The following is a 19316-nucleotide window of genomic DNA, read 5'->3' as shown; positions in this document are numbered from 1 at the left end:
GCCGTGAGGATGGGCGTCATGGATCCCGAACTCGAAGCCTTCGTCCCGCTGTTCCCCGATGCCGACTTCGCCGACCCGGTCGCCGCCCGCGCCGGGTTCGGCAAGCTGGCCGCCGCCGTGCCCGCCCCGGAGACCGAGGGCCTGACGGTGGAGGACGCGACGGTGCCGGGCGCGACGGTGGACGGCGAAAGCCACGAGCCGGAGCAGCCCGACGTGCCCGTACGGATCTACCGGCCGCGCGGCGCGCGCGGCGCCGTCGTCTGGCTGCACGGCGGCGGGTACGTCATGGGCGACCTCGACAGCGAGCACCCCTGGGCCACCCGGATCGCCGTCGGCTCCGGCCAGGTCGTGGTGTCGGTGGGCTACCGGCTCGCGCCGGAGCACCCGTACCCCGCCGCCCTCGACGACGCCTACGCCGTACTGAAGTGGACGGTCCGGAACGCCGACCGGCTCGGCGTCGACCCCGACCGGATCGCCGTCGGCGGGCACAGCGCGGGCGGCGGCCTGGCCGCGGCGCTCGCCCTGCGGGCGCGCGACGAGGGCGGCCCGGCGATCCGGTTCCAGCTGCTGAACCAGCCGCAGCTGGACGACCGCCAGGAGACGTGGTCGCAGCGCCACTTCACCGACACCCCGTGGATCGACCGCGACAAGTGCGCTGCCTCCTGGCGCAGTTACCTCCACGGGGTCGGCGGAGTCGGCGGTGTCGGTGGTGTCGGCGGTGTCGGTGGTGTCGGCGGCGAGCCCCCAGCCGGCGGGTACGCCGCGGCCGGCCGCGTCGAGGACCTGACCGGGCTGCCCCCGGCGTACATCGCGACCGCCGAGCTCTGCCCCAACCGCGACGAGGACATCCACTACGCGCTGCGCCTGCTCCAGGCCCGCGTGCCCGTCGAGCTGCATCAGTGGCCCGGCACCTTCCACGGCTCGCAGGCGATCGTCACGGCCGATGTCTCGCAGCGCCAGAACGCCGAGCTGGGCGCGGTGCTGCGCCGCGCCCTCACCGACTGAAGACCCCCAGCGAGGAGTACGACCTCATGAAACTGCGCCTTGCCCTGCTCGGGCTCGCCGCCTTCAGCCTGATGGCGAGCACCACCCCCGCCACCGCGAGCACACCCACCGCCCCCGCCCCCACCCCCGGGCTCGACCCCGCCGGGCTCCAGTCCGCCCTGGACGACCTGCACGCCGCGGGGATGCCCGGCGCGTTCGCCGAGGTACGGGACGCCGGGCGCACCTGGCGGGGCGCGGCCGGCGTCGCCGACCTGGAGAGCGGCCGGCCGGTCCGGCCCGACCTGCTGCACCGGGTCGGCAGCATCACCAAGACCTTCACCTCCGCCGCCGTCCTCCAGCAGGTCGAGCAGGGCCGGGTCCGGCTCGACGCGCCGATCGGCGACTACCTGCCCGACCTGGTGCCGGGCGAGCGCGGGCGGGCGGTCACGGTGCGGATGCTGCTCAACCACACCAGCGGCTTCGCCGAGTACATCCCGTACGCCTTCCCGTCCATCACCGGCGCCGACGGGCCGGTCTCCTCGAAGAGCCTCGACGAGAACCGCTACACGCACTTCCGGGCGACCGACCTGATCGCGCTCGGTCTCGCCGCCCCGCCGTCCGCCGAACCCGGCGCTCTGCCCGGCGTCTACTCGAACACCAACTACCTGCTGCTCGGCGAGCTGTTGGAGCGGGTGACGGGCGTCCCGGCGGAGGAGTACATCACCCGGAACGTCATCGAGCGGGCCGGTCTGCGGCACACCTTCTTCCCCACCGGACCGCGGATCGAGGGACCGCACTCGAAGATGTACGAGGCGCTGTGGGGCGCGCTCGAACCGCCGCGCGACTACAGCGTCTACACCATGTCGTGGGACATGACCGGGGCCGGCCTGGTGTCCACCATGGAGGACCTGAACCGTTTCTACCGGACGCTGCTCGGCGGCCGGATCATCTCCCCGGCCTCGCTGGCGCAGATGCGGCGCACGGTGCCGGTGATCGCCCTGGACGGGTCGACGATCTCGTACGGCCTGGGGCTGCAGAAGGTCGAGGTGCCGGGCTGCGGCACCTTCTGGGGGAACGAGGGGACGGTGTGGGGCGCCGGGGCGGTGTCGATGACGCGTGAGGACGGCAGGCGCCAGATGTCCATCGCCATCAACCTCATGCGGTGGAGCGGAGCTCATCCCGTCAACGACGCGCTGTCGACGCTGAAGCTGCGGACGCTGGGGTGTTCGGAGAGCGAACAGCCCTGACCGGATTCTGCTCTTGACGGGAAGTCAAACTCTCACTGAACATTCGTCACGCACGGCACAGCCGCCCGTGCGCTGCAGTAGGCACACCACGCACCTGTACCTGCACCTCGCACAGCTCCACGCCTCGCGTCACCCACGGCGCGAGGCGCTCGCACGTTCCGTCCCATCCCCAGTTCGGAATCCGGAGCCCCCACATGAATCTCTCCGCGAGACTTTCCGCCTTGGCCGGCGCCTCGGCCCTCGTCCTCGGCGCCTTCGCGGGCGCCGTCCCGGCGAACGCCGCCCCGGCGAGCCCGGCAGCCCCGGCCGCCGTCACGCCGCCCGACATCTCGGTCACCAACGTCAAGCAGCACCTCGCCGACCTCCAGTCGATCGCCAACGCCAACGGCGGCAACCGCGCCCACGGCCGTACCGGCTACAAGGCGTCGATCGACTTCGTGAAGGCCAAGCTGGACGCGGCCGGGTACACCACCGCCCTCCAGCAGTTCTCGTACAACGGCTCCACCGGCTACAACCTGATAGCCGACTGGCCGGGCGGCGACCCCAACCAGGTCGTCATGTCCGGCTCGCACCTCGACTCGGTGACCTCCGGGCCCGGCATCAACGACAACGGCTCGGGCTCCGCCGCCATCCTGGAGAACGCGCTCGCCGTCTCCCGCGCCCAGCTCCAGCCCACGAAGCACCTGCGCTTCGCCTGGTGGGGCGCCGAGGAACTGGGCCTGGTCGGCTCGAAGTACTACGTGAACAACACGCCGTCCACCGAGCGCGCCAAGATCAAGGCGTATCTGAACTTCGACATGATCGGCTCGCCGAACCCGGGCTACTTCGTCTACGACGACGACCCGACGATCGAGCAGACCTTCAAGACGTACTACGCGGGGATCGGCATCCCGACCGAGATCGAGACCGAGGGCGACGGGCGCTCGGACCACGCGCCGTTCAAGAACGTGGGCGTGCCGGTCGGCGGCCTGTTCTCCGGCGCCGACTACACCAAGACCTCGGCGCAGGCGCAGAAGTGGGGCGGCACGGCCGGCCAGGCCTTCGACCGCTGCTACCACTCCTCGTGCGACACGTCGGCGAACATCAACGACACGGCCCTGGACCGGAATTCGGACGCCATCGCGTACGCGATCTGGAACCTGTCGAGCGGCTCCACCACTCCCCCGCCGACCGGCACGGTCTTCGAGAACACCGCCGACGTGTCCATCCCGGACGCGGGCGCCGCGGTGACCTCGTCGGTGACCGTCAGCGGCGTGTCCGGCAACGCGCCGAGCAACCTCGCCGTCGGCGTCGACATCGTCCACACGTGGATCGGTGACCTGGTCGTCGACCTGATCGCGCCGGACGGCTCGGTCTACAACCTGCACAACCGGACCGGCAGCAGCACGGACAACATCAACCAGACCTACACGGTGAACGCGTCGAGCGAGGTCGCCAACGGTGTCTGGAAGCTGCGCGTCCAGGACAAGGCCTCGGCCGACACGGGTTACATCAACAGCTTCAAGCTGACGTTCCCGTAAGAAACGCCCGGGTGGGTCGGTGACCATCGCCCCGACCCACCCGGGGTCCCAACCGGTACTGCTCCAGGCCTACTTGGCCGAGTCGGCCGTCGCGACGAGCTTGTCGGGCGTGACCGCACCGACGTAGACCGTGCCGTCGTCCGTCATCAGAACGTTGACGATCTTCGTCTTGAAGACGGTGCCGGAGCCGAACTTCCCGCTCACCTTGTCGCCGAGGGCGTCCAGGAAGCCCTGGACCTCCTTCGGCGCGTCGTCCGTCTTGGGCGCCGGGGCGCCGGTGTTCAGCTTGGCGACGGTGGTCCAGCCCTCGCCGATGATCTGGGGCTCGCCGGCACCGCCCTTGCCGCCCTCGCCCAGGCCAGGGAGGAGCCCACCGAAGCCCTTGCCGAACTCGTCCTCGGCATCCTTGCCGGCGTCCTTTCCGGCCTTCTCCGCCGCGCCCTCCGTCACCTTGGCACCCTTCGGCGCCTTGAAGTCGAAGGTGTCGGCGGCCGGCTTGGCGAAGTCCACCTTGGTGAAGCCCGCGTCGACGACCGGCTTGCCGCCGCTGACGGAGTCGAGGGTGAACTTCAGCGGCGTACCGGTGGACGCGTCCACCGCGATCTTGACCGACTCGACCGTCGAACCGGCCTGCTTGGGCTTGATCACCAGCTGGTACGCGTCCCGGCCGGCCACCTTGGCCGTACCGCCGACGGTGATCGAGGTGGTGTCCCCAGCCGCCTTCAGGACCTCGTCGGCGAGCTGCTTGGGCGTGCCCGGCAGCTCCTCGTGCCCCTTCGGAGCCTTGCCGTGCGGGCCCTCACCCTTAGGGGACTGGCCCTTCTCGTGGAAGACCTCGCCCGACTTGCTGTCGTACGCCCAGACGTCGTCCCCGTTGTGGATCAGGCTGTACTCGTCCGAGCCGTCGAGCACCGTGAGCTTCTGCCGCTCCGGACCGTCGGCCGCCACCCGCAGCGTGTGCGAGCCCGACACCAGCTCGGCGAGCTTCGCCGACGGGTCGGCGGTCGAGGACCCGCCGGGCCCGGACGGCACGGCCGACGGGAGCAGACCGGCGACGGACGGCAGCCCCAGGTCGGTGCTGATCTTGAACGTGCCGGACAGCGTCTGCGTGTCCGAGGCGGCGATCTTCTCGATGAGCTGCTGCGCCGTGATCTCCGGCAGATCCGGGTCGCCGGACGCGGCGAGCGCCGGCACCAGGCCGATGGTCGCAGCGGCCACTCCGGCCACCGCGACCGGGACGATGTAACGACTCGCCTTGCGCTCTGCTGCCATGGTCTGCGTTCCCTCCGTGCCCTGATGGACCCTGTTTCGATGGATCCATCACACCAGGACGGCGGCCCGGAATCGTCAGCCCCCGGGATCAACCTTCCGTACCCCTCCAGGATGACCCGCCCCTAGGGCAGCCCCCCGAACGGCTACCCCCGAACGGCCAACCCCGAACGGCTGCCGGCCGGCTAGCCCGCCCGGTGCACCACCGCGTCGCACATCTCCTGCAGGGCGGCCTTCGCGTAGCCCTCGGGGAGCGGGGTGAGCATGGAGCGGGCCTCCTCCGCGAAGCGGACGGTGTCGCGGCGGGCCTGTTCCAGGGCGGGGTGGACGCGCAGACGGCGGAGGGCCTCGGCGTGGCGGGCGTCGTCGGTGAGGTCGCTCTCGATCAGGGCGAGCAGCTCCAGGTCCTCCGGCCGGCCGTGGGCGGCCGCGGCGGCGCGCAGGTGGAGGACGGGCAGGGTGGGGACGCCCTCGCGGAGGTCGGTGCCCGGGGTCTTGCCGGACTCGTGGGAGTCGGAGGCGATGTCGAGGACGTCGTCGGCGAGCTGGAACGCGACGCCGAGCCGCTCCCCGTACTGGGTGAGGATGTCGACGACGGACTCGTCGGCGCCGGACATCATCGCGCCGAAGCGGCAGGAGACGGCGACGAGCGAGCCGGTCTTGCCGCCGAGCACGTCGAGGTAGTGGTCGACGTGGTCGCGGCCCTCCTGCGGTCCCGCGGTCTCCAGGATCTGGCCGGTGACGAGCCGCTCGAACGCCTCGGACTGGATGCGGACGGCCTCGGGGCCGAGGTCCGCGAGGGTGTGCGAGGCGCGGGCGAACAGGAAGTCACCCGTGAGGACGGCGAGCGAGTTGCCCCAGCGGCTGTTGGCGCTGGCGACCCCGCGCCGTACGGCCGCCTCGTCCATCACGTCGTCGTGGTAGAGCGTGGCGAGGTGGGTGAGCTCGACGACGACGGCGGAGGGCACGACGCCCGGCGCGTACGGGTCGCCGAACTGCGCGGCGAGCATCACGAGCAGCGGCCGGAACCGCTTGCCGCCGGCGAGCACCAGGTGCTGGGCGGCCTCGGTGATGAACGGCACGTCGCTCTTGGTGGCGTCGAGGAGGCCCGCCTCCACGGCGGCGAGACCGGTCTGGACATCGGCTTCGAGAGCCTGGTCCCGCACGCTGAGGCCGAACGGCCCGACGACGGTCACGAGGGGTTCTCCTGTCTGCTGACGCCTGCTGACGCTTGCCCTGACGCTTGCCGGACCGCACGCCTGCGACGTCCCGGTGACAGGGATTGTCGATGTGTCGGTCCACTCACTCAAGCCAGCGTATCCGGTCACGTTTCGATCACCGTGGGCGCCTGCCCGTCACCCCCGGTATGTTCGTGATCAGTCGATACGACCAGGAGTAGGCGTTATGTCCCGAACGAAGCCGCGGATCCGTACCGACTTCCCTCACGAGACCCGGCACGAGGACCTCCGCATCCCTCTTCCGGACGGCACCCGGCTGTACGCGCGCGTCTGGCGGCCGGTCACCGACGACCCCGTACCGGCGCTGCTCGAATACCTTCCGGACCGCCTCACCGACCGGACCGCGCCGCGCGACTGGCAACGGCATCCCTGGTACGCGGGCCACGGCTACGCGTCCGTACGGGTGGACGTGCGCGGCCACGGCAACAGCGAGGGCCTGCCCGGAGACACCTACGACGCGTACGACGCGGTCGAGCTCGCCGACGGCGTGGCGGTGGTGCGGTGGCTGGCCGAACAGCCCTGGTGCACCGGCAAGGTCGGAATGTTCGGGATCTCCCGGGGCGGCACCGGCAGCCTGCAGGTCGCCGCGCTCGCGCCCGAGCCGCTGAAGGCGATCGTGACCGTCTGCGCGACCGACGACCCCTACGCCGCCGACGTGCACTACCGCGGCGGCTCGGTCCTCGCCGCCGGCCTGCCCGCCCGGGCGGCCGCCCTGCTCGCCGCCGTGTGCCGGCCGCCGGACCCGCGGTACGCCGGCGACGGCGACGGCGACGAGGAATGGCGCGAACTGTGGCTGCGGCGGCTGGCGGCCGTACGCCCGTTCGTGCACACCTGGCTCGCGCACCAGACCCGCGACGCGTACTGGCGGCACGGCAGCGTCCTCGAGAGCGTCCGCGAGGACCAGGGGGCGATCCGCGCCGCCGTGCTCGCCGTCGGCGGCTGGCTCGACCCGCGCCGGGACACCGTGCTGCGGCTCGTCGAGCATCTGCCGCAGGACCGGGTGCGCGGCATCATCGGGCCCTGGTCGCACCAGTATCCGGACCGCTGTCTTCCGCCGGGACCGGCGATCGGCTTCCTGCAGGAGACCCTGCGCTGGTGGGACCACCACCTCAAGGGCGTCGACAACGACGTGATGGCCGAGCCGCTGCTGCGCTCCTGGATCGGCGACTCGCACCCGCCGGCCACGGTGTACGAGGAGCTGCCGGGCCGCTGGGTCGCGGACCCCGCCTGGCCGTCGCCGAACGTCACCCCCGTGACGTACGCCTTCCAGGGCACCCCGGTCGTCGTGGACTCGCCGCAGCGGACCGGGCTCGACGCGGGGCGCCTCGTGCCCCGGGGCGACGACGCGGACCTGCCGCCCGACCAGCGGGACGAGGACGCGTGCTCGGCCTGCTTCGACTTCCCGGTGCCGGAGGACGCGGACCCCGTCGAGATCCTGGGCCGGCCGACGGCGCACCTCCGGCTGATGACGCCCGCGCCGACCGGCCAGGTCGTCGCCCGGCTCTGCGACGTCGCCCCGGACGGCTCCTCCACCCTGGTCACCCGGGGGATGCTGAACCTCTCCGCCCGTTACGGCGCGGACCGCGCGGTGGAGGCGCAGGTCGGCGAGTGGGAGTCGTACGTCGTCGAGCTCGACGGCACCGGCCACGCCTTCGCGCCCGGCCACCGGGTGCGGCTCGCCGTCTCCTCCGCGTACTGGCCCTGGATCTGGCCCCAGCCGGACGCGGCGGGCTTCACCCTCGACCCGGCCGGCTCCGCCCTCACCCTCCCGGTCCGCGCCCGCACGGACGACGCGGTGAGCTTCGAGGCGCCCGAGCAGTCCGAGCCCCTCGGCGTGAGCTACCCGCGCACCCTTGAGGAGCCGCGGCCGGCGCGGGTGGTGGTCCGGGACGTGGCCAAGGGCGAATGGCGCCTGGAGCTCGACCCGCGCCCCGGCGGCACCCGGGTCCATCCGGACGGCCTGGAGTACACGGAGGAGGCGACCGAGACGTACACGATCGCCGAGTCCGGCCCCCTGACCGCCCGCACCCGCGCCGACCGGACGATCCGGCTGCACCGCCCCGAGCTCGCGTGGGACGTGCGGATCGAGACCCGCTCGGAGGTCTCCTGCGACGCGGACGCCTTCGTCACCTCGGACGAGGTGATCTGCAAGGAGGGCGACGAGGTCGTCTTCCACCGCACCTGGGAGGAACGCATCCCCCGCACGGCCGGCTGACCGGCGACCCCGCCGCCCTGTCCCCGACTTGCTTACGCGCCGGCGCCGGCCTTCCGGCGCCGCATCACGACCACGGCCCCGGCCCCGAGCACCACGGCCGCGCCGCCCGCGAGGGCGATCGGCATCGTGGCGGAGCCCGCACCGGTGCTGGCGAGGTTCCCACCGGTGGAGCCGGCGGACCCGGACGTGCCGTTGTTCACCGGAGTGGTGGACGAGCCGCCCTGCTGGGAGGTGTTCCCGTTGCCGCCGGAGGATCCGGTGCCGGTACCGGAACCGCCGGTGGAACCGGAACCGGAACCGGAGCCGGTCCCGGTGCCGGGCTTCTTGGCGGCGATGTCGAACTCGAAGGTGTCCAGGTCGGGCGTGCCGCCGCAGGACTCGTCGTCGTTCCAGTAGTCGGCCGCGTAGCCGAACGCGCCCTTGCCCGCGGCCGTCTTGCCGTCGACGGTCAGCCGCAGCTTGATGTCCTTCTGCGCCTTGGCGCCCAGCGAGCCGATCTGCGGGATGCCCTGGGCCACGTTGTACGTCTCCCAGGCGCCGCCCGTGGAGTACTGCAGCTTCAGGTGGGCGTCGAGCAGCTTGTCCTGCGTGTCGAAGGCGTGGAACATCAGGAACGGCCAGACCTCGTCCATGGCCTTGGTGGTGCCGTTGGTCAGCCGCAGGGTGTAGTCCGCGGTGGTGCCGGCCGTGACCTTCGAGGGGCCGGTGAGACGCGCGGTGAAGAGCGGCTCGGGCACGCACTCGTGACCGGCCTCCGCCTCCTCCAGGGCCTTGTCGGCGGCGTCGAGCTCGGCCTTGGCCTTCTCCACCTTCTTGAGCGCCTCGGCCTTCGCCGCCCGCGCCGCGGTGAGCGCGTCGGCGAGCGCCTTGTCGGCCTTCAGCTGCTCGGCGTCGGCCGCGGTCTTGGCCTCGGCGGCGGTCGCGGCCTTCTGCTTCGCCTCGTCGAGGGCGGTCTGCGCGGCGGCCTTGTCGGCCTCGGCTGCCTCGTCGAACTTCTTCTGCGCGGCCACGACGGCGGCGTCGGCCGCCGCCTTGTCCTCGGCGGCCTTGTCGGCGGCCTTCTTGGCGTCCTGGGCGGCGGTGCGCACCGGGGTGGTGCCGGTCTCCAGGTCGGCGAGCGCCGCGGTGGCCTCCCCGTAGGCCGCCTCGGCGGCGTCGAGCGCCGCCTCGGCCTTGGTGACGGCCTCACGCAGCTTCTGCAGCTCGTCCTGCTGCTCCGCCCGGGCGGCGGGGCCGGACGGCTTGGTGTCGGCGAACGCGGGCGCGGCCGAGAGGAGCACGACCGGCGTGGTGACGGCGGCGGCCACGGCGGTCGCGAGGAGGCGACGAATCTTCACGGTGGACCTTTTCTGGTCGGACAAGAAGCGCGAATGGGAAGGGGAATTGGGAAGGGCACCGAATCGGAAGGCCCGCATTCCGATCGGAATGCGGGCCTCCCTTCTATGCCGTGGGACGTCAGGCGTCTCTAGGCCTGAGGACGTCAGGCGTCCGAACCGGCCTTACGGCGGCGGACCATGACCATCGCGCCGGCACCGAGCACCAGGGCCGCGCCGCCCGCGAGGGCGATCGGCATCGTGGAGGAGCCCGCGCCGGTCTTGGCGAGCGAGCCGCCGGTGGTCGACGAGCCGGACGTGCCGTTGTTCACCGGAGTGGTGGACGAGCCGCCCTGCTGGGTGGTGTTGCCGTTGCCACCGGTCGAGCCGCCGTTGGAGCCGCCACCCGTGCCCGTGCCGGGCTTGTGGGCCTTGACGATGCCGAACTCGGCGTAGGCGCCGCCCTCGTCGTAGCCGCAGGAGCCGTCCTCGTTGATGTAGGCGCCGCCGGCGACCACGACGCCGTCGCCGGCGGGGGCCTTGGTGTCGACCGCGACCTTCAGCTTGAAGTCGAAGGACTTGCCCGGCTTGAGGGAGGAGAGGCTGGAGAAGCCCTTCTCCCCGTCGACCGCCTGCCACTTCGGGCTGGTCGCGGAGGACCAGGTGAGGTGCAGGTACTTGTCGAGGTCGTCGCTCATGTTGAAGGCCTCGGCGTAGCCGCCGACCTCGCCCAGCTCGACCTTGCCCTTGTTGGTGACGCGGAAGGTGAAGACGCCGCTGGTACCGGCGGTGATCTTCTTCGGGCCGGTCACGGAGGTGACGAGGTTCTTGTCGACCTCGCACTCCTCGCCCGGCTCCTCCTCCAGAGCGTCCGCGAGCGCCTTCTTGGCGGCGTCGAGCTCCTTGGCCGCCTTCTTCTTGGCCTCCTGGGCCTTCGAGATCTCACGGGCGGCGGCGACGCGCGCGTCGTCCAGGGCGGTCTTCGCCTCGGTGGCGGCGGCGGCCTTGGTCTCGGCGGTGGTCTTGGCCGTGGCGGCGTCGGCCTCCGCGGCGGTGACGGCCTGCTGAGCGGCGGTCTTCTGCTCCTCCGTCGCGTCGGCGGGCAGGGCGGCCAGGTCCTTCTTGGCCTGCTCCAGCTTCGCGTCGGCGGCGGTCTTGGCGGCGGCGGCCTCGTCGGAGGCCTTCTTCGCCGCGGCAGCGGCGACGACCAGCGGGTGGTCGTCCTTGGTGAGCGCCTCGAACGCCTCCTGGGTCTTCTGGTCGGCGATGACGGCGGCGTCGTACGCGGTCTGCGCCTTGGTCACCGCGAGGCGGAGCGCCTCGATGTCGGCCTTCTGGTCCTGCGTCTGGGCGGCCGGCTTGGTGTCGGCGAACGCGGGCGCGGCGGAGAGCAGCACGACCGGGGTGGTCACGGCGGCGGCCACGGCGGTCGCGAGAATGCGGCGAATCTTCAAGATGGACCTTTTCTGGTAGGACCAAAGGGAAAACAAACAGAGTTGTGGGGTGCGCGCCTGCGGATATCTCACGCGGCGCGGCATAGCAGCGATCCTATGATCGGAATAGGGTCCTGGAATAGCCGGATTGACGGGCGCACGACGGGCGCTATGTCGACACAGCGCCTTCACAGGCTCCATAAAGCACGCCAACCCGGACAGTTGCCCACGGAGGCCGCACTTTCTGTGTGACACATGTCATCAGCGCCTCGGCGCACGCCCCGTAACGTGTCCCCCACACACCTGGAAAGCGAGGCAAGCACCGATGCCCGAGCAGAGCCCGCTCGACCTGCCCGAGGGCGACCCCTTCGGCCCGCACAACCTTCCGTACGGCGTCTTCTCGACCGCCGATGAGCCGGACCGCCGGAGGCTCGGCGTCCGGATCGGCGGGTACGTGCTCGACGCCGGGGCCGCCGCGCACGCCCTCGGGTCGCCGTATGCCGCGCTGCTCGACCGGCCGAGCCTGAACCCGCTGCTCGCGGCCGGCCGCACCGCCTGGCGCGATGTGCGGCGGGCGCTCGTCGGGTGGGTGACCGTGCCCGCGCACCGGCCGGTCGTGGAGCCGCTGCTGCACCCGCTCGACGCGGTGACCCTGCATCTGCCGTACGAGGTCGCCGACTACGTCGACTTCTACGCGAGCGAGCACCACGCGACCAACGTCGGCAAGATGTTCCGCCCCGACGGCGACGCGCTCACCCCGAACTGGAAGCACCTGCCGATCGGCTACCACGGGCGCGCCGGCACCGTCGTCGTGTCGGGTACGGATGTCGTACGGCCCGCCGGTCAGCGCAAGACCCCGGCCGACCCGGCGCCCGTCTTCGGGCCCTCGGTCAAGCTGGACATCGAGGCGGAGGTCGGCTTCCTCGTCGGCACCCCGTCCACGCTCGGCACGCCCGTCCCGCTCGCCGACTTCCGTGAGCACGTCTTCGGGCTGACCCTGCTCAACGACTGGTCGGCGCGGGACATCCAGGCCTGGGAGTACGTGCCGCTCGGCCCGTTCCTCGGCAAGTCCTTCCAGACCTCGGTCTCCGCCTGGGTGACCCCCCTGGAGGCCCTGGACGCGGCCCGGGTCGCGCCGCCCGCGCGGGACTTCGCGCTCCAGCCGTACCTGGACGACTCCGCCGAGGAGGAGCCGGGCGGCTTCGACCTGCGGATCAGCGTCGCCATCAACGGCGAGGTGGTGGCCGAGCCGCCGTTCGCCTCCATGTACTGGACGGCCGCCCAGCAGCTCGCCCACATGACCGTCAACGGCGCCTCGCTCCGTACCGGCGACCTCTACGGCTCCGGTACGGTCTCCGGCCCCGAGGTCGCCCAGCGCGGCTCGCTCCTCGAACTCACCTGGAACGGCCGCGACGCCCTCGACCTGCCCGACGGCAAGCGCACGTTCCTGGAGGACGGCGACGAGGTCACCCTGACCGCCTGGGCCCCGGGCCCGGACGGCACCCGCGTCGCCCTCGGCGAGGTCACCGGCCGGATCGCGCCGAGCCCGTCCGCCTAGGAAGCGGCTTCCGCCATGTGTGCCTCCCCCGTGAGGCACACATGGCACAGGCAGTGCTCCGGGTGCGGGCTGTACGGCGAGACGGCGGCCCGGTACCGGCGCGCGTACCGCTCCAGCGTCTCGGCGATCTCGCCCGCCGCCTCCGCCGTGCCGAACCCGCCGCCGTACCGGTGCGCGGCGATGCGCTCCAGTACGCGCGGGCTGTGCACCTGCTTGGCCCGGAAGCCGAACAGATGGCGCGTCGCCAGATCGAGGACGATCCACCGGCTGGTGTGGCGCTCACGGCCGAGCGCCGTGAGCCGCTCGCCCCCGGGCCCCCAATAGGCCCGGAGGACGTACACCTTCGCCCCGCCGCGGAACGCCTTCGTGCCGTTGCGCAGCTCCTGGCCGCCCTCGCCGCACCGGCGCCAGGTCACCACGTTCGCGGCCACTACCCAGACCGGTTCCATCGTCATCCCCCCTTGTCACATCAGCGTAGGGCGGACTCCCTGGACGTACGACGGGTTAACCGCGTCCCCTCACACCGCCCGCCACAGCGCCGGCACCGCCGGCGGCTCCCAGCCGGGCTGGGCCGTGTGCGCCTGGAGGCAGAGATAGCCCCGCCCGGCGTACGTGACGGCGTCCCCGGCCCGGTACGCGGTGCCGACCGCCCACGTCCCGCCCGGGGCCGTCGAGGTCGGGGTGGGGGTCGGGGTCGGGGTGGGGCTCGGGCTCGGGTCCTGGGGGACGTCGAGGACGAAGTCGAAGGCCGCCTCCTTGCCGCCGCCCGCGTCCCGCACGCTCATCAGGAGCCGCGCGTCGAAGATCGAGTCGGTGTTGTTGCGGGGCTCGCCCGGGAAGTACAGCTGGGTGGTGAGGATCGGGCGGCCCGGCGCCTGCACCTTGACGTGGATGTGCCGGGTGCGGCCGGGGTAGAGGCCCGGCACGATCGTGGTGAGCGCGAAGGCGCCGTCCGCGCCGGTGAACTGGTGGCCGCGGAAGCGGAATCCGGTGTTGTCGTAGGCGCCGTTGGTGTCCGCCTGCCAGAAGTCGAGCAGCACCCCGGAGATCGGCCGGCAGGCCCGCCCGAAGACATAGCCGCTGAGCGTGAGCCGTACGCCCGCCGTGCCCGGCTCCAACAGGCTCGTGCGCAGCGGGGAGTTGGGCTTGAAGTAGGGGCCCTCGATCTGCGGGACGGTCGGCTCGTCGCCGTCGTCGCACGCGGGCGTCAGCGGCACGGTGCCCGCGCCGTCGGTGAGCGTCCGGGCGAGCGCCGGGACGCCCATGAGCACCGCGGGCGCGGCCATGCCGGCGGCGAGTGCGGCGCGCAGCACGGTCTTGCGGGTGACGTGTCCGGTACTGGTCTCGCGGTCCATACGGTCCATGCGGTCCATGCGGTCGTCCTTGCGGTCCATGCCTGCTCCTCCTGTGGGGGGATCGAGCGGTCGACCAGAAACCTAGGCGCGGGCCACGGGCCGCTTCGATGGACGGAGCGCGGTGGTCATGGTGCTTTCAGAAGCCCTGTCGCTTCCGGAAGTCGCCGGGGCTCATTCCGGTCTCCCGGCGGAAGAAGCGGCAGAAGTACGCGGGGTCCTCGAAGCCGGTCCGCGCCGCGATCTGCCGGACCGTCAGTTTGGTACGGGCGAGCAGGCGTTGGGCCTCCTGGGTGCGGGCCTCGCGGAGCAGCCCGGCCGGGGTGCGGCCGACGGCCGCCCGTACCGCCTCGGTGAGATAGCCGGGCGTGACGCCGATCCGCTCGGCGCAGTCCCGGACCGAGCGCGGTACGTCCGCCCCGCCGTCCTTTCCGGTACGGGCGATCAGCCGGGCGAACTCCTCGGCGACGGCCGCGGGCCGCCCGGGCGGCGGGGCCGGCGCGGGCGGAGCGTCCACCGGGCCGCCGAGCCGGGCCGTGCGCACCAGCAGGACGTGGAGCAGCGAGCGCAGCACGGTCGCGAACCCGGTGTCCCCGTGCCCGTACTCCTCCCTCAGCTCGGCGATCAGGCGTCCGGTGCGGGTGTGCGCGGCCGGGTCGAGGCGGAGCCAGGGGCGTTCGCCGATGCGGCGCAGCAGGTCCCGGTCGCCGGGGTGGTCGACGAGGAACTCGGGGGTGAAGAGGACGACGGAGCCGTCGAGGCCGTGGACGTCCTCCCAGTGGTGGAGCTGCCCGGGCAGGATCAGGCCGAGCTGCGGCGGGCGGAGCTCCCAGCGGTTCAGGTCGACCACATGGGCGCCGGTGCCGTGGGTGACGTGCACGATCTCGTAGAAGGTGTGCCGGTGCGGGAACGCGGCCCGGGACATCGGGCCGATGGTGTCGAAGCTGCCGACGGCGAAGGGGACGTCCTCGGGCAGCCGCACCTCCAGGCGGTGCACGGGCGGTTCGCCGCGCCGGGACGCGGTGCAGGGGCTGTCGGGCAACGCGGTGGTGCCGCGCATCGTGCGGCCTCCCTCTCCTCAGCGGGGTCGAGTCGACGCGGTCGGGCAACAGAGCCGAGCCCAATGGTCGAGACCAATCCGGGCGGTTACTCACGATGACACGGTGACCCCCAATGGGTCACCCCCGCGTGCGGCCTCCCCGGCCCGCGGGTGAGGCTGCAGGGGACGGCGGGTGCCGGGGAGAGCAGCCCGCCCGCGTCAGGCGGCCCGATCGGGCACGCCCACCCCTCCCGAGGAGCAGACACACATGTCCGCACGACCCCGCCCCCTCATGGCCGCGCTCGCGCTGGCCGCCGCGACCTCGCTGGCCCTGGGGGCCGCCCCGGCCGTCTCGGCCGCCGCACCCGTGGCGAAGGCGAAGGACCCGAAGGGCCACGACTTCCCGCACCCGGACCTGAAGAAGACGTACGAGGCCACGAAGAAGTACAAGTCCGAGCAGGCCGCCATCGACGACGGCTACCTGCGCACCGACGACTGCGTGGAGGACCCGGAGCTCGGCGGCATGGGCTACCACTACGTGAAGCCCGCGAACCTCGGCTCCACCGACCCGACCCGGCCCGCCGCCATCCTGTACGCGCCGGACCACAAGACCGGCAAGCGCGAGCTGGTCGCCGTCGAGTGGGTCGTCCCCAACACCGGCCAGCCCGTGCCGCGGATCTTCGACCGGAACTTCGACGGGCCCTTCGACTTCCCGCCGGTCGGCCCCCACTACTCGCTGCACGCCTGGATCTTCAAGAAGAACCCGAAGGGCGTCTTCACCCCGTACAACCCGCGCGTGCACTGCACCCCGTGCACGGAGGACAAGCAGCATCCGAAGCAGCAGCCCGAGCACAAGCAGCAGCCGTAGGGCGTACGACGAAGGGCCCGGCCCCCCACGCGGGAGACCGGGCCCTCAGTCTTACCGTCAGCGCACGAACACGCTCGCCTGGCCCGCCAGGTCCAGGAAGTACTGCGGCGCGAAGCCGAGCACGAGCGTCACGACCACACCGGCCGCGATCGCCACCGAGGTGAGCCCGGAGGGCACAGCGACCGTGGGGCCGTCCGCCTTCGGCTCGCTGAAGAACATCAGCACGATCACCCGGATGTAGAAGAACGCGGCGACCGCCGAGGAGATCACACCGATCACGACGAGCCCGCCCGCGCCGCCGTCCGCCGCCGCCTTGAAGACCGCGAACTTGCCGGAGAATCCGGAGGTCAGCGGGATGCCGGCGAAGGCGAGCAGGAAGACCGCGAAGACCGCGGCGACGAGCGGCGAACGGCGCCCGAGTCCGGCCCACTTGGACAGGTGGGTGGCCTCGCCGCCCGCGTCCCGCACCAGGGTGACGACGGCGAAGGCGCCGATCGTCACGAAGGTGTAGGCGCCCAGGTAGAACAGCACCGAGGAGACGCCGCTGGGCGTGGCCGCGATGACACCGGCCAGGAGGAAGCCGGCGTGGGCGATCGACGAGTAGGCGAGCAGCCGCTTGATGTCGGTCTGGGTGATGGCGACGATCGCACCGCCCAGCATGGTGACGATGGCGACGCCCCACATGACCGGCCGCCAGTCCCAGGTGAGGCCCGGCAGCACCACGTACAGCAGGCGCAGCAGCGCGCCGAACGCGGCGACCTTGGTGGCCGCGGCCATGAAGCCGGTGACCGGGGTCGGGGCGCCCTGGTAGACGTCCGGGGTCCACATGTGGAACGGGACGGCGCCGACCTTGAAGAGCAGGCCCATGAGCACCATGGCGAAGCCGATGAGCAGCAGCACGTCGTTGCCCATGGTGCCGGCGAGCGCCGGGTCGATCGCCGGGACGGCGCCGCTGACGACATCGGCGATCGTGGCGTACGAGACGGAGCCCGCGTAGCCGTAGAGCAGGGCGATGCCGAACAGCAGGAAGGCGGAGGAGAAGGCGCCGAGGAGGAAGTACTTGACCGCGGACTCCTGCGACATCAGCCGCTTGCGGCGGGCGACGGCGCACAGCAGGTAGAGCGGCAGCGAGAAGACTTCCAGCGCGATGAAGAGGGTCAGCAGGTCGTTGGCTGCCGGGAAGACCAGCATGCCGGTGACCGCGAACAGGAGCAGCGGGAAGACCTCGGTGGTGGTGAAGCCGGCCTTGACGGCAGCCTTCTCCTGCTCGCTGCCGGGTACGGCGGCGGCCTCGGCGGCGAAGGAGTCGACCCGGTGGCCGTGGTCGGCCGGGTCGAGCCTGCGCTCGGCGAAGGTGAGCACCGCGAGGACGGCGGCGAGCAGGATGGTGCCCTGGAGGAACAGGGCGGGTCCGTCGACGGCGATGGCGCCCATGGCCGCGATGTGGGCCTTGGTGGAGCCGTAGCCGCCGGCGGCGAGGCCGACGACGGCCGCGAAGGCTGCGGCGAGCGCGAGGACGCTCAGGAACACCTGGGCGAAGTAGCGGCCCTTGCGCGGCACGAAGGCCTCGACGAGGACGCTGACCACGGCGGCGCCGACCACGATGAGGACGGGTGCCAGCTGGGTGTACTCGATGTGGGGTGCCGGGATCTTGTCGATCGGCCCGGCGGCCGTCGTCCACAGGGTGTGGACAGCCGTTGGAGTCACTTGGCCGCCTCCACTTCGGGCTCGGGGTCCGTCTGCTGGACATCGGACATGGTGTGCTGGACCGCCGGGTTGACGACGTCCGTCAGCGGCTTGGGGAAGACCCCGAGGAAGATCAGCACCGCGATCAGCGGGGCGACCACCGCGAGCTCGCGGACCCGCAGGTCCGGCATGGACCGGGTCTCCTCCTTCACCGGGCCGGTCATCGTCCGCTGGTAGAGGACGAGGACGTAGAGCGCGGCGAGGACGATGCCGGTGGTGGCGATGATGCCGGCCACCGGGTAGCGGGAGTACGTGCCGACCAGGACCAGGAACTCGCTGACGAACGGGGCGAGTCCGGGCAGCGACAGGGTCGCCAGACCGCCGATCAGGAAGGTACCGGCCAGGATCGGCGCGGCCTTCTGCACACCGCCGTAGTCGGCGATGAGCCGCGAGCCGCGCCGGGAGATCAGGAAGCCGGCGACCAGCATCAGGGCGGCGGTCGAGATGCCGTGGTTGACCATGTAGAGCGTGGCGCCGGACTGGCCCTGGCTGGTCATCGCGAAGATGCCCATGATGATGAAGCCGAAGTGGGAGATCGACGCGTAGGCCACCAGGCGCTTGATGTCGCGCTGGCCGACGGCGAGCAGCGCCCCGTACACGATGCTGATCAGCGCCAGGGCGACGATCACCGGGGTGGCCCACTTGCTGGCCTCCGGGAAGAGCCCGAGGCAGTAGCGGAGCATCGCGAAGGTGCCGACCTTGTCGACCACCGCCGTGATGAGGACGGCGACCGGGGCGGTGGACTCCCCCATCGCGTTGGGCAGCCAGGTGTGCAGCGGCCACAGCGGCGCCTTCACCGCGAAGGCGAAGAAGAAGCCGAGGAACAGCCAGCGCTCGGTGCTGGTCGCCATCTCCAGGCTGCCGTTGGCGCGCGCCTCGGCGATCTCGGTGAGGGAGAAGTTGCCGGCGACGACATAGAGCCCGATGACGGCGGCCAGCATGATGAGGCCGCCGACCAGGTTGTAGAGCAGGAACTTGACCGCCGCGTACGAGCGCTGGGCCGCCGCGTTCTCGTCGGTGCCGCTGTGCGCGCGGTCGCCGAAGCCGCCGATGAGGAAGTACATCGGGATGAGCATGGCTTCGAACAGGATGTAGAAGAGGAAGACGTCGGTGGCCTCGAAGGAGAGGATCACCATCGCCTCGACCATGAGGATCAGGGCGAAGAAGCCCTGGGTGGGCCGCCACCGCTTGGAGGAGGTCTCCAGCGGATCGGCGTCGTGCCAGCCGGCGAGCACGATGAACGGGATGAGCAGCGCGGTGAGCCCGATGAGGGCCACCCCGATGCCGTCCACGCCGAGCTCGTAGCGGACGCCGAAGTCCTTGATCCAGGCGTGCGACTCGACCAGCTGGTAGCGGTCGCCGCCCGGCTCGAAGCGGACGAAGACGACCGCGGCGAGCGCGAGGGTGGCGAGCGAGATCAGCAGCGCCAGCCACTTGGCGGCGGTGCGGCGGGCCGCCGGGACGGCCGCGGTGAGCACCGCGCCGACCGCCGGCACGGCCGCCGTGACCGTAAGGAGCGGGAAAGACATGACAG

15 protein-coding genes are annotated in these 19316 nt (G+C 71.8%); 6 read left to right on the top strand and 9 right to left on the bottom strand.

Features of this window, described 5'->3' with window-relative positions:
• The first annotated feature begins 18 nt into the window (after nucleotides 1-18).
• From JAO84_RS21445 to JAO84_RS21435, 3 genes are all read left to right on the top strand, one after another.
• Complete coding sequence (locus JAO84_RS21445) at nucleotides 19-1005, top strand: alpha/beta hydrolase (RefSeq protein ID WP_370414335.1); 987 nt, start codon at nucleotides 19-21, stop codon at nucleotides 1003-1005.
• Between the two features lie 26 nt (nucleotides 1006-1031).
• The gene (locus tag JAO84_RS21440; RefSeq protein WP_370414334.1) at nucleotides 1032-2231 is read left to right on the top strand and encodes a serine hydrolase domain-containing protein; all 1200 of its coding nucleotides are present in this window, start codon (nucleotides 1032-1034) and stop codon (nucleotides 2229-2231) included.
• 194 nt (nucleotides 2232-2425) lie between these two features.
• Nucleotides 2426-3751, top strand: a complete 1326-nt coding sequence (locus tag JAO84_RS21435) for a M28 family metallopeptidase (protein ID WP_370414333.1) — start codon at nucleotides 2426-2428, stop codon at nucleotides 3749-3751.
• A gap of 69 nt (nucleotides 3752-3820) precedes the next feature.
• On the opposite strand, the gene JAO84_RS21430 is transcribed toward JAO84_RS21435, so the two are convergent.
• Together JAO84_RS21430 and JAO84_RS21425 are read right to left on the bottom strand one after the other, a co-directional pair.
• Nucleotides 3821-5023 carry an outer membrane lipoprotein carrier protein LolA gene (locus tag JAO84_RS21430; protein ID WP_370414332.1) on the bottom strand — a complete coding sequence of 401 codons (1203 nt, stop codon included), beginning with the start codon at nucleotides 5021-5023 and terminating at the stop codon, nucleotides 3821-3823.
• Between the two features lie 182 nt (nucleotides 5024-5205).
• Nucleotides 5206-6216: a polyprenyl synthetase family protein gene (locus JAO84_RS21425; RefSeq protein ID WP_265863924.1), complete on the bottom strand. Its 1011-nt coding sequence runs from the start codon at nucleotides 6214-6216 to the stop codon at nucleotides 5206-5208.
• Nucleotides 6217-6424: 208 nt separating this feature from the next.
• Between JAO84_RS21425 and JAO84_RS21420 the strand changes: the two genes are divergently transcribed.
• On the top strand, nucleotides 6425-8473 hold the full coding sequence (locus JAO84_RS21420; RefSeq protein ID WP_370414331.1) for a CocE/NonD family hydrolase: 2049 nt from the start codon (nucleotides 6425-6427) through the stop codon (nucleotides 8471-8473).
• Nucleotides 8474-8505: 32 nt separating this feature from the next.
• On the opposite strand, the gene JAO84_RS21415 is transcribed toward JAO84_RS21420, so the two are convergent.
• Nucleotides 8506-9810 carry an LPXTG cell wall anchor domain-containing protein gene (locus tag JAO84_RS21415; RefSeq protein WP_370414330.1) on the bottom strand — a complete coding sequence of 435 codons (1305 nt, stop codon included), beginning with the start codon at nucleotides 9808-9810 and terminating at the stop codon, nucleotides 8506-8508.
• Between the two features lie 143 nt (nucleotides 9811-9953).
• Complete coding sequence (locus JAO84_RS21410) at nucleotides 9954-11240, bottom strand: LPXTG cell wall anchor domain-containing protein (RefSeq protein WP_370414329.1); 1287 nt, start codon at nucleotides 11238-11240, stop codon at nucleotides 9954-9956.
• Between the two features lie 304 nt (nucleotides 11241-11544).
• Between JAO84_RS21410 and fahA the strand changes: the two genes are divergently transcribed.
• Entirely contained in the window at nucleotides 11545-12777 is a 1233-nt protein-coding gene (gene fahA / locus JAO84_RS21405) for a fumarylacetoacetase (protein WP_370414328.1), read from the top strand.
• On the opposite strand, the gene JAO84_RS21400 is transcribed toward fahA, so the two are convergent.
• The 3 genes from JAO84_RS21400 to JAO84_RS21390 all read right to left on the bottom strand — a co-directional run bounded on the left by JAO84_RS21400 (nucleotide 12774) and on the right by JAO84_RS21390 (nucleotide 15189).
• Nucleotides 12774-13232: a hypothetical protein gene (locus JAO84_RS21400; protein WP_370414327.1), complete on the bottom strand. Its 459-nt coding sequence runs from the start codon at nucleotides 13230-13232 to the stop codon at nucleotides 12774-12776. The genes fahA and JAO84_RS21400 overlap by 4 nt on opposite strands.
• A 63-nt stretch (nucleotides 13233-13295) precedes the next feature.
• The gene (locus JAO84_RS21395; protein WP_370416829.1) at nucleotides 13296-14132 is read right to left on the bottom strand and encodes a carbohydrate-binding protein; all 837 of its coding nucleotides are present in this window, start codon (nucleotides 14130-14132) and stop codon (nucleotides 13296-13298) included.
• A gap of 136 nt (nucleotides 14133-14268) precedes the next feature.
• Complete coding sequence (locus JAO84_RS21390) at nucleotides 14269-15189, bottom strand: AraC family transcriptional regulator (RefSeq protein ID WP_370414326.1); 921 nt, start codon at nucleotides 15187-15189, stop codon at nucleotides 14269-14271.
• A gap of 247 nt (nucleotides 15190-15436) precedes the next feature.
• Between JAO84_RS21390 and JAO84_RS21385 the strand changes: the two genes are divergently transcribed.
• Nucleotides 15437-16036, top strand: a complete 600-nt coding sequence (locus tag JAO84_RS21385; protein ID WP_370414325.1) for a hypothetical protein — start codon at nucleotides 15437-15439, stop codon at nucleotides 16034-16036.
• 57 nt (nucleotides 16037-16093) lie between these two features.
• On the opposite strand, the gene nuoN is transcribed toward JAO84_RS21385, so the two are convergent.
• Both nuoN and JAO84_RS21375 read right to left on the bottom strand, forming a co-directional pair.
• The gene (gene nuoN, locus JAO84_RS21380; RefSeq protein WP_370414324.1) at nucleotides 16094-17743 is read right to left on the bottom strand and encodes an NADH-quinone oxidoreductase subunit NuoN; all 1650 of its coding nucleotides are present in this window, start codon (nucleotides 17741-17743) and stop codon (nucleotides 16094-16096) included.
• Nucleotides 17740-19311 (bottom strand): NADH-quinone oxidoreductase subunit M, encoded by a 1572-nt coding sequence (locus JAO84_RS21375; RefSeq protein WP_370414323.1) that lies wholly within the window; start codon nucleotides 19309-19311, stop codon nucleotides 17740-17742. Before JAO84_RS21375 ends, nuoN begins: the two co-directional genes overlap by 4 nt.
• Nucleotides 19312-19316 lie beyond the last annotated feature (5 nt).

It is taken from the genome of Streptomyces fradiae (genome assembly GCF_041270065.1).
In the GTDB taxonomy this organism is placed as follows: Bacteria; Actinomycetota; Actinomycetes; order Streptomycetales; family Streptomycetaceae; genus Streptomyces.
This window is presented reverse-complemented; position numbering and strand designations above follow the sequence as displayed.

Excerpts from the sequence above, each read along its gene's own strand:
- JAO84_RS21445 (WP_370414335.1), top strand. The coding sequence starts at position 19 with ATGGATCCCGAACTCGAAGCCTTCGTCCCGCTGTTCCCCGATGCCGAC.
- JAO84_RS21440 (WP_370414334.1), top strand. The coding sequence starts at position 1,032 with ATGAAACTGCGCCTTGCCCTGCTCGGGCTCGCCGCCTTCAGCCTGATG.
- JAO84_RS21435 (WP_370414333.1), top strand. The coding sequence starts at position 2,426 with ATGAATCTCTCCGCGAGACTTTCCGCCTTGGCCGGCGCCTCGGCCCTC.
- JAO84_RS21430 (WP_370414332.1), bottom strand. The coding sequence starts at position 5,023 with ATGGCAGCAGAGCGCAAGGCGAGTCGTTACATCGTCCCGGTCGCGGTG.
- JAO84_RS21420 (WP_370414331.1), top strand. The coding sequence starts at position 6,425 with ATGTCCCGAACGAAGCCGCGGATCCGTACCGACTTCCCTCACGAGACC.
- fahA (WP_370414328.1), top strand. The coding sequence starts at position 11,545 with ATGCCCGAGCAGAGCCCGCTCGACCTGCCCGAGGGCGACCCCTTCGGC.
- JAO84_RS21400 (WP_370414327.1), bottom strand. The coding sequence starts at position 13,232 with ATGACGATGGAACCGGTCTGGGTAGTGGCCGCGAACGTGGTGACCTGG.
- JAO84_RS21395 (WP_370416829.1), bottom strand. The coding sequence starts at position 14,132 with ATGGACCGCGAGACCAGTACCGGACACGTCACCCGCAAGACCGTGCTG.
- JAO84_RS21390 (WP_370414326.1), bottom strand. The coding sequence starts at position 15,189 with ATGCGCGGCACCACCGCGTTGCCCGACAGCCCCTGCACCGCGTCCCGG.
- JAO84_RS21385 (WP_370414325.1), top strand. The coding sequence starts at position 15,437 with ATGTCCGCACGACCCCGCCCCCTCATGGCCGCGCTCGCGCTGGCCGCC.
- JAO84_RS21375 (WP_370414323.1), bottom strand. The coding sequence starts at position 19,311 with ATGTCTTTCCCGCTCCTTACGGTCACGGCGGCCGTGCCGGCGGTCGGC.